This window comes from Enterococcus sp. DIV0703, from assembly GCF_051711065.1.
GTDB classification, from domain to species: Bacteria; Bacillota; Bacilli; order Lactobacillales; family Enterococcaceae; genus Enterococcus_B; species Enterococcus_B hirae.
Window position 1 is genome coordinate 913,830 of the sequence record NZ_JBIOLX010000001.1, and the last position, 13,671, is coordinate 927,500.

10 protein-coding genes are annotated in these 13,671 nt (G+C 37.7%); 8 read left to right on the plus strand and 2 right to left on the minus strand.

The annotated features are described in order from the left end of the window. Nucleotides 1–241: 241 nt before the first annotated feature. The gene (locus IGK81_RS04220) at nucleotides 242–430 is read right to left on the minus strand and encodes a YjzD family protein (protein WP_010719643.1); all 189 of its coding nucleotides are present in this window, start codon (nucleotides 428–430) and stop codon (nucleotides 242–244) included. 224 nt (nucleotides 431–654) lie between these two features. Here IGK81_RS04220 and dnaE point away from each other — a divergent pair, with 224 nt between their 5' ends. The 3 genes from dnaE (at nucleotide 655) to pyk (ending at nucleotide 7,004) form a co-directional block, all read left to right on the plus strand. Continuing rightward, entirely contained in the window at nucleotides 655–3,969 is a 3,315-nt protein-coding gene (gene dnaE, locus IGK81_RS04225) for a DNA polymerase III subunit alpha (protein ID WP_034700531.1), read from the plus strand. A gap of 167 nt (nucleotides 3,970–4,136) precedes the next feature. Continuing rightward, nucleotides 4,137–5,099: a 6-phosphofructokinase gene (gene pfkA / locus IGK81_RS04230; RefSeq protein WP_010719641.1), complete on the plus strand. Its 963-nt coding sequence runs from the start codon at nucleotides 4,137–4,139 to the stop codon at nucleotides 5,097–5,099. 120 nt (nucleotides 5,100–5,219) lie between these two features. Continuing rightward, the gene (gene pyk / locus IGK81_RS04235) at nucleotides 5,220–7,004 is read left to right on the plus strand and encodes a pyruvate kinase (RefSeq protein ID WP_010719640.1); all 1,785 of its coding nucleotides are present in this window, start codon (nucleotides 5,220–5,222) and stop codon (nucleotides 7,002–7,004) included. A 255-nt stretch (nucleotides 7,005–7,259) separates the two neighbouring features. Here pyk and IGK81_RS04240 read toward each other — a convergent pair whose 3' ends face one another. Continuing rightward, entirely contained in the window at nucleotides 7,260–8,162 is a 903-nt protein-coding gene (locus tag IGK81_RS04240) for a LysR family transcriptional regulator (RefSeq protein WP_010719639.1), read from the minus strand. Nucleotides 8,163–8,666: 504 nt separating this feature from the next. Here IGK81_RS04240 and IGK81_RS04245 point away from each other — a divergent pair. The 5 genes from IGK81_RS04245 (at nucleotide 8,667) to IGK81_RS04265 (ending at nucleotide 13,473) form a co-directional block, all read left to right on the plus strand. After that, a complete protein-coding gene (locus IGK81_RS04245; RefSeq protein ID WP_010719638.1) occupies nucleotides 8,667–9,236 on the plus strand; it encodes a YceD family protein in 570 nt (189 codons plus the stop codon). A 56-nt stretch (nucleotides 9,237–9,292) separates the two neighbouring features. After that, nucleotides 9,293–9,472, plus strand: a complete 180-nt coding sequence (gene rpmF / locus IGK81_RS04250; RefSeq protein ID WP_010719637.1) for a 50S ribosomal protein L32 — start codon at nucleotides 9,293–9,295, stop codon at nucleotides 9,470–9,472. Between the two features lie 209 nt (nucleotides 9,473–9,681). Continuing rightward, on the plus strand, nucleotides 9,682–11,103 hold the full coding sequence (gndA, locus tag IGK81_RS04255; RefSeq protein WP_010738115.1) for an NADP-dependent phosphogluconate dehydrogenase: 1,422 nt from the start codon (nucleotides 9,682–9,684) through the stop codon (nucleotides 11,101–11,103). A gap of 187 nt (nucleotides 11,104–11,290) precedes the next feature. Continuing rightward, nucleotides 11,291–11,977 carry a response regulator transcription factor gene (locus IGK81_RS04260; protein ID WP_005875038.1) on the plus strand — a complete coding sequence of 229 codons (687 nt, stop codon included), beginning with the start codon at nucleotides 11,291–11,293 and terminating at the stop codon, nucleotides 11,975–11,977. Further along, a complete protein-coding gene (locus IGK81_RS04265; RefSeq protein ID WP_010719635.1) occupies nucleotides 11,974–13,473 on the plus strand; it encodes a HAMP domain-containing sensor histidine kinase in 1,500 nt (499 codons plus the stop codon). Before IGK81_RS04260 ends, IGK81_RS04265 begins: the two co-directional genes overlap by 4 nt. Nucleotides 13,474–13,671: the final 198 nt, after the last annotated feature.

Below are 13,671 nucleotides of genomic sequence, written 5' to 3' on the forward strand. Positions count from 1 at the left end.
GTTAAAACCTCGCAACTCCGATGACACTAGGGAAGAATTTGTTGAAATAACCGCTCATGTTTTGAGAAATTCAGGCTTATTTCAAGGAACAACAATTATTCATTTTTGCGCATGATAAAGAGCCCGGGACGACCTTTTGTCCCAGGCTTAACTTTTCCACTCCAAAAAGTTAATGGAAAGCGAAATGATTTTATCAAAATACATAAAAAGGATGAGACTGCGTCCCACCCTCATTTGGCTTTTATGAATGTGATGAGGCTTCTTTTCTAGGAGTTGCCAATGCACCAAGTAAAATGACAACAACGCCTGCAACCAATGAAATAATCGTTGTTAAAGTAAAATCATAGCCACCGCTTGTAAGAGCCCCACCAATGTAACCTACGACTTGACCTAAGACAAATGACCAAAATAATGTGACGATATATCGCATAAAGAACACCTCTTTTCTAAGCTTAGTTTACCAGAATTTTGCTGAATGTAAAGAAAGCTAGTTGTAAAAAAACAAGTTTTATGATTTAACCAGTCCATGTGATAAAATAATAAAAATGCAAATCAAAGAGAATGATTACAAATGCGTTGTCGTTTATCCTATACTCATAGTAGATAAATGAACGCATTGATTAATTGTCTAACTATACAAAAGGTGGAATGACCATGTTTTTCCCACAATTATATACAAAAACCTCCTATTCGCTGTTGCAAAGCACGATCAGGATCCAAGATTATGTCCAAAAGGCAAAAGCACTAGGTTATACAGTCCTAGGAATAACTGATCAAGATGTACTGTATGGGATACCCGAGTTTTATCAAACATGTATCAAAGAAGGAATAAAGCCAATTGTCGGCATGCTCCTTACTTATACTTATGAGTCCCAAGCTTTTGATTTATTGGTATATGCGAAAGATGGCGTTGGCTACCAGCAATTGATGAAGCTGTCGAGTAAAAAAATGATTCAAGAAAGTCTCGCATTATCAGAATTTACAGAATCAGATCATTTGATTTTCGTCGTTCCTCCCCAACATTCTGTGGTAGCTGAATTTAATCAAACAGAGACCTTTACTGCCCATTGGCAAGCACTCAAAGAAAAAGTAGGTCGACAAGATTTTTATGTTGGAATCACTGAAAGTTTCTCAGAACTACCAAGTGGTTGGGTAACGTTCCTAGCAGAAAACAATTATTCCTTATGTGCATTACAACCTATTGCCAGCTTAAGACAAGAAGAACTGTTTGCGCTTGAGACGATGAAACATCTTCGAGCTGGGAGCCAACTTTCTATGGAAGCAATCAACCAACAAAAGATAGAAACGAAAACAGGTTTTTTACTTGCTGAAAATGAAATGATCCAACGGTTTAATGAAGCACAGTTGGTTGATGCGCTAGAGGGTGCGCAACGTTTAGCTCAATCGGTTTCCTTTGAATTTCAATTTCATCAAAAGCTGCTACCTCATTATCCAGTACCAGATCAGAAAAGTGCTGGTCAGTACCTTGATGAATTGTGCCACGCAAAATTAGCAGAGCGAGTCGAAGAAATTACTCCTGAATATCAAGAGCGCCTAGCATATGAGTTGTCGATTATCCATCAAATGGGCTTTGATGATTATTTCTTGATCGTGTGGGACGTCATGGCGTTTGCTCATCGAGAAAAAATCGTGACTGGCGCTGGACGAGGATCAGCGGCTGGTTCATTAGTTGCATATATCTTGGAGATCACCGATGTCGATCCGTTGCAATATGATTTGCTTTTTGAGCGTTTCTTAAACCCAGAACGTTATACGATGCCAGATATCGATTTGGATATCCCTGATAATCGTAGAGAAGAAGTCTTGAATTATGTCAGAGAAAAATATGGACAATACCATATGGCGCAAATTGCAACGTTTGGGACGATGGCGGCTAAGATGGTGTTAAGGGACGTGGCTCGTGTCTTTGGTTTATCACAAAGCGAAGCCAATCGATGGTCAAAGGCGATCCCTAATCAGTTGAAAATTACCTTACCCGAAGCATATCGGACATCGAAACCCTTAGTGGAGTTAGTTCAGTTAAGTGAAAAAAATCAATTACTATTTAAAACAGCTTCGATTTTAGAAGGATTGCCTCGACATGTCTCGACTCACGCAGCGGGTGTTGTGATCAGTGATAAGAATCTATTAGATCTGGTTCCATTACAAAAAGGATCAGATGAAGCATTTTTAACTCAATATACGATGAATGACGTGGAAGCAATCGGACTACTCAAAATGGATTTTTTAGGATTGCGAAATCTTTCGATCATTGATTACGCATTGAAAGCTATTAAAAAAGTAGAAAAGAAAGAAATTCAATTGAAACAAATTCCTTTAAATGATCCTAAGACACTTTTTCTCTTTCAACAAGGAGACACTACAGGGGTTTTCCAATTTGAATCGGCAGGTATTCGCAATGTTTTACGCCGATTAGGACCAGAAACAATTGAAGATATTGCGGCGGTCAATGCGTTATATCGTCCAGGACCAATGCAAAATATCGATACGTTTATTTCCCGCAAAAAAGGAAAAGAAACGATCCATTATCCTGATGATTCCTTAATGCCTATTTTAAAAAACACATATGGTGTCATCGTGTATCAGGAACAGATTATGCAAATCGCTGCAAAGATGGCTGGTTTTTCTTTGGGCCAATCGGATATTTTGCGTCGAGCAATCAGTAAAAAGAAAAAAGAAGTGATTGACAAAGAGCGGGAACACTTTGTCAGTGGGGCAGTAAGTCAGGGCCATTCGAAAGAAAAAGCGGTCGAAGTCTATGACTATATCGAACGTTTTGCCAATTATGGTTTCAATCGCTCGCATGCGTTTGCTTATTCATTTGTTGGGTTTCAAATGGCGTACCTCAAAGCCCACCATCCAGGCGCATTTTTTGTTAGTTTACTAAATTCGGTTCGACACAATACGACCAAATTAAAAGAATACATCGCTGAGGCAAGAAAGAAAAAATTAAAACTAGCAGCACCTTCCATTAATCAGAGCTATTATGGCTTTGAGCTGATTAATCCAGAAGAGATTCGTTTTGGTCTAACTGCGATCAAAGGTGTCCGAAAAGACTTCATTGAGGATATCTTAAAAGATCGAAAAGAAAATGGCGCTTATCAATCAGTGGATCAATTCTTGATTCGTTTAGATAAACGCTGGCTAAAATTAGAGTTGATCCAGTCATTAGTAGCAGTGGGCGTATTTGATGAATTGGCACCGAATCGAAAACAATTGATGCTCGATTTAGAAGGAAAAATACAAAACATTATTTATAGTGGTGGAAGCTTAGATCTCCTAGGGATCATGGCTTTAAAAGAAGAAGAAGTGGCTGACTATTCTTTAGAAGAAAAGCTGCAATTAGAAGAGGAATATTTAGGCATTTATCTTTCAGGGCACCCAACAGAAGGCTATGAACGCTTGAAATTAGCTAAAAAAATCCGGTTAATTACTGAAGTTATTCCGAAACAAACAGTCAGTGTATTAGTGATGATTAAAAATATCCGTGAAATCAGAACTAAAAAAGGGGAGTTGATGGCTTTTGTTGAAGGAACAGATATCAGTGGAGAAATCACGATCACTGTATTCCCCAAATCCTATCGACAATTTCGTTCATTGTTTGAGTTGAATAAAGTGATCTTTGTTCAAGGACGAACAGAAACGAGTAAATACAACCAAGAGTTGCAATTGATTGGCGAAAATTTTGCTGATCCTGTAGAATTAGAAGAACAATATCAAGATCAGACTTGCTACTTACGAATCAAAGAAGAATTTGATAATCCGCAAACGATGAAACAATTGCAAACTATTTTTCAGAAACATTCTGGGTACATTCCAGTCGTGATGTACCATGAAAAGAATCAACGGAAAGTAGTGCTGGCAGAAGCTTATTGGGTCGATGGAAGTAAGAGCTTGAAGAGTCAATTAGCTTACTTGCTCCAACCAGAAAATGTTGTTTTCAAATAACTTACGGTAAAATATACTATTTGCTTTCATTTTTTTTCATTTTTTTATCAGTAAATCAAGACAATTGCTAAAAATAATGTTAGAATGTTAGTCGTGGTTAACGCAAAGAAGGTTATTAACCTAAGCATTGCTTAGGATAAAGTATTTTAATGAGGTGAATGATTATTATGAAACGCATTGGAATTTTGACCAGTGGCGGAGACGCACCTGGAATGAATGCTGCTATTCGTGCCGTTGTTCGTAAAGGGATTTATGAAGGGCTCGAAGTATATGGAATCAACTATGGATTTGCTGGATTAGTTGCAGGAGATATTCGTCGTCTAGATGTTGCAGATGTGGGTGATAAAATCCAACGTGGTGGGACATTCTTGTACTCTGCACGTTACCCTGAATTTGCGACTGAAGAAGGTCAATTAAAAGGGATCGAACAATTGAAAAAATTCGGTATCGAAGGTTTAGTTGTTATCGGTGGAGATGGCTCTTACCATGGAGCAATGGCATTGACAAGACGTGGATTTCCAGCTGTTGGTGTTCCAGGAACAATTGACAACGATATTCCAGGAACTGATTTCACAATCGGTTTTGATACAGCAATCAACACAGTTTTAGAATCAATCGACCGCATTCGTGATACAGCAACTTCACACGTTCGTACGTTTGTTATTGAAGTAATGGGACGTAACGCTGGCGATATCGCATTATGGTCAGGTGTTGCCGGTGGCGCAGATGAAATTATCATTCCTGAACATGATTTTGATATGGCATCTGTGGCTAAAAAAATCCAAGAAGGTCGCGATCGTGGTAAAAAACATTGCTTGATCATCTTAGCAGAAGGCGTAATGGGCGGAAATGAATTTGCCGAAAAACTTTCTGAATATGGTGATTACCATACACGTGTATCCATTTTAGGACACGTAGTACGTGGTGGCTCACCTAGCGCACGTGACCGTGTGTTAGCAAGCAAATTTGGTGCTTATGCTGTTGACTTGCTTCGTGCAGGTAAAGGTGGTCTATGTGTGGGTATCCGCGACAATGAAATGGTCGCTGCAGATATCATCGAAACACTAGAAAGCAACAAACACAAACCAGACTTATCACTTTATGACTTAAATAACTCACTTTCATTCTAAGATTGAAAGCCTGTTATTTGAAATTTAAGCTATAGTTAAAAATAGGTATAGCTTGTTATCTTTGTATTTAGGCTTTAACCAGCTTTAAATAAACAAAATTGAATGGGAGAGTTTTGTAAAATGAAAAAAACCAAAATCGTTAGTACATTAGGACCAGCAAGTAATTCAGTAGAAACTATTTCTAAATTGATTGAATCTGGGGCAAATGTCTTCCGCTTTAACTTTTCACATGGTGATCATGAAGAACAATTATCACGTATGACAATGGTCCGTGAAGCAGTTAAAAAAACAGGTAAAGATGTAGGTATCCTTTTAGATACAAAAGGTGCTGAAATTCGTACAACTGTTCAAGGCACAACTGAAGCTGATTTTGGTCGTGCAGGATACATCAAATTTGAAGTAGGAGATAAAACTCGTATCTCAATGGATCCTGAACATGTAGGTTCAAAAGAAAAAATCGCTGTTACTTACCCTGGACTATTTGAAGACGTTCATGTAGGTGGACACATTTTATTCGATGATGGCTTGATCGATATGGAAATCATTGAAAAAGACGAAGCAACTCGTGAATTAGTTGTAGAAGTGAAGAATGCTGGAATGCTAGGATCTCGTAAAGGGGTTAATGCACCAGGCGTTTCAATCAGCTTACCAGGGATTACTCCTAAAGATGCAGATGATATTCGTTTTGGTCTAGATAACGATATCGACTTTATCGCTGCAAGTTTTGTTCGTAAAGCGCAAGACGTTTTAGATATTCGTGAAATTTTAGAAGAAAAAGATATGACACACGTTCAAATCTTCCCTAAAATTGAATCACAAGAAGGAATCGACAACATCGACGAAATCATCAAAGTTTCTGATGGTGTAATGATCGCTCGTGGTGACATGGGTGTTGAAATTCCTGCCGAATTAGTTCCAATGGTTCAAAAACGCATTATCAAAAAATGTAATGCAGCTGGTATCCCAGTAATCACAGCAACACAAATGTTGGAATCAATGCAAGAAAACCCACGTCCAACACGTGCAGAAGCTTCTGACGTTGCCAATGCCGTATTTGACGGAACTGATGCAACAATGTTATCAGGAGAATCAGCAAACGGTGACTACCCTGTAGAAGCTGTTGCAACAATGGCTCGTATTGACCAACAAGCTGAAAATGCATTATCAGAATTAGGTACTTTCCAATTAAACGAATTTGATAAAACTGATGTGACTGAAACAATCGGTCTATCTGTAGCACGCGCTGCTAAAAACTTAGGCGTTAAAACAATCGTAGCTGCAACTGAATCTGGTTATACAGCTAAAATGATCTCAAAATACCGTCCAGATGCTGACATCTTGGCTGTTACTTTTGACGAACGTACAAAACGTGGTTTGATGCTTAACTGGGGTGTTTACCCAACAGTTGCTGAAAAACCAACAACAACTGACGAAATGTTTGAATTAGCTGCTCAAAAAGCAGTTGACTTAGGCTTTGCTTCAGAAGGCGATTTGATCTTGATCACTGCTGGTGTACCAGTTGGTGAACGTGGAACAACTAACGTAATGAAAATTCAAATGATTGGTTCAAAATTATTAGAAGCTCAAGGCGTTGGTCAAAAATCAGTCGTTGCAAATGCAGTTGTTGCTTCATCAGCTGAAGAAGCAATCAAAAAAGCAAAAGACGGCATGGTTTTAGTTGTTCCAACAACTGATAAAGAATATATGCCTGCAATTGAAAAAGCAGCAGCAGTTATCGTTGAAGAAGGCGGATTGACTTCACACGCAGCAGTTGTAGGAATTGCACAAGACATTCCTGTAATCGTTGGTGCACAAGATGCAACTTCAACAATCACTGATGGCGAGTTAGTAACTGTAGACTCACGTCGTGGTATTGTATACCGTGGCGAAACAACAGCAATCTAATTGGCTTCGCTGATCATCAAAAAAGGATAAGACCTAGGTCTTATCCTTTTTTTGTTGATTTTTAGAGGGATCATGAGACAACATTCATTGTGGCAGAATGATCGTTCTAGTGTTTAGTCTACGGGTTTAAAACGAAATTTTTCTGATGTTACCTAAGGTGTCAATTAGAGAGGACCAGCAGACTACCGTCCAATCATAATTTATTGTTTATTCAAAAGTGTTAATTATTATTCATTTCTATTAATAGCCATTCAATTAAGATTTGTTCTTCTTTTGAGTTTTCATAAATTGTTGGATGACCTCAACCACATTTTCTTGTAAAGGAGTCGGAATTTGCTGAGTACGCTTAGCGAGTGAAATCAGAAAGTGCGGCTGGAGCTGATCGGAAAGAGGGATCGACACGAGATGATCTTCAGGGTGAATAGCAATTTCAGTTAAAAAACCAATCCCGATATTTTCTCGAATCATGCTTTTCAATATGGCTAAGTCATTGCTTTGGTAAACAACTTTAGGTTCAATATGTGCCTGTTTAGCTAACTTTTTAAAAGCTGCAGGATGAACGTAATGCTCGTTCAATAAAACGAATTGTTCAGCTGTTAGGTCGCTAAAAGAAATCATTTGTCGGTCAGCGAAAGGATGAGTAGGAGCAACGACAATCATGAATCGCTTGTCTAAAAGTAATTCGATCTCTAATTTTTGATCGATAATTGGTTGAGTGGAGCCTAGGATCGCTAAATCGATTCTTCCTTGGTGGATCATGCCATACAAATCTCTCGAGCCACCATCTGTAATCTCAATTTGGTCCATTAGCTGAGATTTAATAAAATAACTGGATAATTTCGGAAAATATTCATTGCCAATGATTGGTGGCATTCCAAATCGTAATTTCTTTTTCTGTAATTGCGTAATCTCTGCTTTTGCCATCTTGATCTCTTGCAAGATAGATTGTGCATGGATAAATAACTGTTTGCCAGCAGGGGTAATCACTAATTCGTGGTGTGAACGATCTCTCGTGATAAGAACTGCGTCAAGTTCTTTTTCCAGGCGCTTAAGTGCGTAAGTGATCGTCGGTTGACTAACTTGAAAGTACTTGGCTACCTTGGTAAAATTCTTTTGCTTGACGATTTGAACATAATATTCGATATCTCGTGTGTTCATAACAAGCGTCTGCTCCTTTTTCTTATAAATATTGTTTATTGTAGTTCATCTTGAATACTTGAGCAAATAGAAACCATCAAGTATGTACGCCACAGAACAACTTGTAGAAGAATTTAGCCGGATAAACGATCAAAACTGCTGTTTTTATATCGTTAGTTATCATTCTTGGTTAGTAAAAATCGTTCTTCTGTAGGAATGATCGAATGTTATTCTAAAAATCATCAGTTAATTTTGGGGTAAACATATAGTTTACGAAACAATAAGGAGAAAAAGTCAAAATTTACAGAGAGTCTTTCACGTAATAGAGAAGAAGTTTAGTTAAAAAAATGGATTCTCTATTTGTTGCGAGTTGCCATGGAAATTTGTTCGTAAATAAAAATAAGACAACATAACGAATAAATAAAAAAAATGTTTTTTAATGAAGTGTAAGGTGTCAAGAAAATTTCATTGACAAGGACCTTTTTGCCCTGTATAATTGCTTTTGTTGCTTAGGAGTGATGAAAAATGAAATGGTCCTTACTCGAATTGAGAAAATACCAAGAGACACCGTTAACATTTCATGAGACCCTTGATCTTAAAGCGGAACTCATGGAGCGAGACAATTTAATACTAGATGTTGCGCCTGTTGCAGTCCAAGGGTTAGTCTCAGTTGATAAAAAAGGCTATCTGGTTCATTACACTGTGCAGACGACTCTGACTGTTCCATCTACGCGTTCTTTAGAACCGGTTGAATTACCGATGGACTTTGCTGTTGACGAATTGTTTATGACAAAAGAACAATATCAACTCAGAGATGACCAATTGTCTGCAGAAGAGATTTTGTTAATCGAAGATGCAAAACTTGACCTGACAGAATCAATTGAAGACAACATTTTATTGGCAATTCCGATGCGCGTATTAACTGAGGAAGAAGAACTCGCAACTGACCTACCGAAAGGAACAGATTGGGAAGTCGTTTCCGAAGAAGAATATGAGCGTAGAAAATCAGAAGATGCCAAGACAAAAGTAGATCCTCGTCTTGCAAAATTATCGGAACTTTTTGATGAACCATCAAATGAAGATGATAAAGCGTAAGATTGGAATATATTGCATCAATTAAGGTGCAAGACTTTACAAGGAGGTGTAGCAAAATGGCAGTACCAGCTAGAAGAACATCAAAAGCTAAAAAAGCAAAACGTCGTACACACTACAAATTGACAATCAAAGGTTTAAACGAATGTGCAAACTGTGGTGAAATGAAAAAAAGCCATCACGTATGTGCAAATTGTGGTTACTACGATGGTAAGGACGTAATGTCTAAAGAAGCTTAATACATTTTAATTAGAAAATGTAAAAACCTCAAGGCTAACCATGGAGCCTTGAGGTTTATTTTTTTGTGATACTTTAAAACTTTCCTAGCTCGTCCATTAATATTAAAACAACGTCATAAAAATATATGCTTCTTTGGTTTGCAATAGCGCCATGTTAAGCTATAATGATAGAGATTAGGGAGAACATCCCATATGTAGGAGGAGTTCATATGTCAAAACAACAAATCGGCGTTGTCGGTATGGCCGTAATGGGTAAAAACTTAGCCCTTAATATTGAAAGTCGTGGGTATTCAGTTGCCCTCTTTAACCGTACTGGATCAAAGACAACTGCTGTGGTGGAAGAACACCCAGACAAAAAATTTAAAGCAACTTATTCAATCGAAGAATTTGTCGATTCGATCGAAAAACCACGTCGAATCCTTCTAATGGTAAAGGCTGGTCCGGCAACGGATGCAACCATCCAAGAATTACTTCCGCATTTGGATAAAGGAGATATTTTAATCGATGGAGGAAATACTTTCTTCAAAGACACGATTCGTCGGAATGAAGAACTAGCTAACTCTGGTATCAACTTTATCGGCACAGGTGTATCAGGTGGGGAAGAAGGAGCCTTAAAAGGACCTTCAATCATGCCTGGAGGGCAAAAAGAAGCCTATGAATTGGTTGCACCAATCTTAGAGCAAATCTCTGCTAAAGCAGAAGACGGGGCCCCTTGTGTGACTTACATCGGTCCTAATGGTGCTGGTCATTATGTCAAAATGGTTCATAACGGCATCGAATATGGCGATATGCAATTGATTGCAGAGTCTTATGACTTGATGAAAAACATCTTAGGCTTATCAGTTGAAGAAATGGCTGACATCTTTAAAGAATGGAATCAAGGTGAGTTAGACAGTTACTTGATTGAGATCACTGCAGATATCCTAACAAGAAAAGATGATGAAGGAACTGGGAAACCAATCGTTGATGTCATCATGGACGCTGCTGGTAACAAAGGAACAGGAAAATGGACGAGCCAAAGTGCGTTAGATCTAGGTGTTCCTTTACCATTGATCACAGAATCAGTTTTTGCCCGCTACATTTCAGCATACAAAGATGAACGTGTCCGAGCAAGCAAAGTGCTAACCCGCACGAATGAGTTTTCATTTACTGGAGATAAAAAAGAGTTAATCGAAAAAATCCGTGAAGCATTGTACTTCAGCAAAATTATGAGTTATGCACAAGGTTTTGCTCAATTACGTGTTGCTTCTAAAGAATATGGTTGGGATCTGCCATTTGGTGAAATTGCTAAGATCTGGCGCGCTGGGTGTATCATTCGTGCTCGTTTCTTACAAAAAATCACTGATGCGTATGACAAGGATTCTGATATCGAAAATCTTTTATTAGATGATTATTTTGTCGACATCACCAATAAATACCAACAAGCAGTAAGAGATGTAGTCGCACTAGCTGTCCAAGCAGGCGTTCCAGTACCAACTTTTTCTTCTGCGATTGCTTATTTCGATTCTTATAGAGCAGAACGCTTACCGGCAAATATTATCCAAGCGCAACGTGATTATTTTGGTGCGCACACCTATGAACGGGTAGATAAAGAAGGAATCTTCCATTATTCATGGTATCATGAAGAGTAATCTTTTCGCTTCTTGAAGATGAAGAAAAATAAAAGATGACATGAGAGCTGGAGTCAACTGAAAAGAGAAGACTTCAGCTCTTTTTAAAAATTATTATCCATGATAAAATGGTTATAGATTTTTAAGTAGATTATCGGTATAATAATAGAGTTTTGAAAAGCCCGTAGAATAGAAAGGAAAAAAATTGATGAGTAATATTCTAATCATTGAAGATGAGAAAAACTTAGCTCGGTTTGTCGAGTTAGAATTAAAGCATGAAGGCTACAATGCAGAAGTACATTACAATGGCCGTACAGGATTAGATGCAGCGTTAAACAATGAATGGGATGCTATTTTATTAGACTTGATGTTACCAGAATTAAATGGACTAGAAGTATGCCGTCGTGTCCGTCAAGTTAAAAATACACCAATCATTATGATGACTGCTAGAGACTCAGTAATCGATCGTGTCTCAGGATTAGATCATGGTGCAGATGACTATATCGTTAAACCTTTTGCGATTGAAGAATTATTAGCTCGTTTACGTGCCTTATTACGTCGTATCGACATTGAAGGAGACAAGAATGTAGCGAAACAAACAACGATCACCTATCGTGACCTAACGATCGAAAAAGAAAATCGTGTCGTACGACGTGGCAGTGAAGTCATTGAGTTAACAAAACGTGAATATGAATTGTTACTTACTTTGATGGAAAATGTAAATGTTGTATTAGCCCGTGATGTTTTACTAAACAAAGTATGGGGATACGAAACAGAAGTCGAAACGAATGTTGTGGATGTCTATATTCGTTATCTTCGTAATAAAATTGATGTTCCTGGAGAAGAAAGTTATATCCAAACTGTCCGTGGAACAGGCTATGTGATGCGCTCGTGATAAAACCGAAAAATTCTGAAAAAAGAGAACTTAAAGGTCCCTCCTTGACAATCAAGTGGGCCTTTGCAAGTTCTTTCTTTATATTCGTTGTTTTTACCATTTTTGCGGTCATTACGTATAAGTCTTCAATCAATCTAATCGTGGCAAAAGAGCGAAACAATGACGAACGAACGATCTCAGAAGTCGCTTCACGATTAGCCAATGCAAATGAAGAGCTGACATTGGTCAACACCTACCGCAACTTAACAAATGCAGAAAATAATACGAGCATCAGTGACACATCAATCATTGAAGGGAATTTGATGAAAATCGATTCGTTCATTTCCGAATTAGGACAATCTTCAATGGATCTATATGTCTATAACTTAGATGAAAAATTAATTTTTAAAACGCATGAAAAAGATCGTTCATTGATCCAAACAACTAGAAAAGTGCCAACGATCGTCACTTTAGATGGCAAAACTGGTTTTCTTTCTGTCCAGCCGATCTATTCTAAAGAAACGAGAGAAAAGATTGGTTATGCTCAAAGTTTTTATGAACTTTCATCTTTTTATGATATTCGGAACAAGTTATTATTGACACTCATCGTATTAGAAGTTGTTTCCTTGATTTTAAGTAGTATACTCGGGTTTTTCTTATCCTCTTATTTCTTAAAACCATTAAAGGTCTTACGAGACACGATGGATACGATTCGTAAAGACCCACAATCAGATATTCATATGCCGGAAATCGATACGAATGATGAACTAGCTGATCTTGCTGAAATCTTCAATGAGATGCTTGATCGCATGCGTCTTTATATTGAACAGCAAGAACAATTTGTGGAAGACGTTTCTCATGAATTAAGAACTCCAGTAGCAATCATTGAGGGACACTTGAGTTTATTGAACCGTTGGGGGAAAGATGATCCTGAAATCTTAGAAGAATCATTAGCTGCAAGTATGCAGGAAATTAGCCGAATGAAGAGTTTGGTTCAGGAAATGCTTGATCTTTCCAGAGCAGAACAAGTGGATATGCATTATGCGAATGAAACGACATTAGCGAAAGAAGTCACTTACCAGGTTTACAATAACTTCAAAATACTATATCCAGATTATGTCATTACTTTAGATGACGATTTAGCAAAAGAAGTGACTCTGCAAATTTATCGTAACCACTTTGAACAGCTAATCATTATTATTTTGGATAATGCAGTGAAGTATTCAACCAATCGAAAAGAAGTGCATATTTCGATTTCTTCTACATTGAGCGAATTTGAAATTGCGATTCAAGACTTTGGAGAAGGTATACCACAAGAAGATCTTAATAAGATTTTCAATCGCTTTTATCGTGTCGACAAAGCCAGAGCACGAACAAAAGGTGGTAATGGGTTAGGGTTATCCATTGCCAAGCAATTGGTTGAAAATTATAAAGGAAGAATCAATGCAGAAAGTGTCGTTGGGCAGGGTACCATTTTTAGGATCTTTATTCCGATTGTAAAAGAAGAAAACAAGTAAAGGGGGTTAACTTTACTTGTTTTTTTTATTCAAAAAACAAACAATATAGGGAAGTGCTCGAATTTATAAAAAACGTAAATACGCGGAACCGAACTTTTGTATCTGAATTGGTGTTAAACGCGCTGAAAAAACTATAAAAAAACGTCAAAATACTAATTATCGAGAGGAATATTCGCCTTTAAAAATTATAGTGAAAAA

Coding starts and splice junctions, on each gene's coding strand:
- IGK81_RS04220 (WP_010719643.1), bottom strand. CDS start 430: ATGCGATATATCGTCACATTATTTTGGTCATTTGTCTTAGGTCAAGTC.
- dnaE (WP_034700531.1), top strand. CDS start 655: ATGTTTTTCCCACAATTATATACAAAAACCTCCTATTCGCTGTTGCAA.
- pfkA (WP_010719641.1), top strand. CDS start 4,137: ATGAAACGCATTGGAATTTTGACCAGTGGCGGAGACGCACCTGGAATG.
- pyk (WP_010719640.1), top strand. CDS start 5,220: ATGAAAAAAACCAAAATCGTTAGTACATTAGGACCAGCAAGTAATTCA.
- IGK81_RS04240 (WP_010719639.1), bottom strand. CDS start 8,162: ATGAACACACGAGATATCGAATATTATGTTCAAATCGTCAAGCAAAAG.
- IGK81_RS04245 (WP_010719638.1), top strand. CDS start 8,667: ATGAAATGGTCCTTACTCGAATTGAGAAAATACCAAGAGACACCGTTA.
- rpmF (WP_010719637.1), top strand. CDS start 9,293: ATGGCAGTACCAGCTAGAAGAACATCAAAAGCTAAAAAAGCAAAACGT.
- gndA (WP_010738115.1), top strand. CDS start 9,682: ATGTCAAAACAACAAATCGGCGTTGTCGGTATGGCCGTAATGGGTAAA.
- IGK81_RS04260 (WP_005875038.1), top strand. CDS start 11,291: ATGAGTAATATTCTAATCATTGAAGATGAGAAAAACTTAGCTCGGTTT.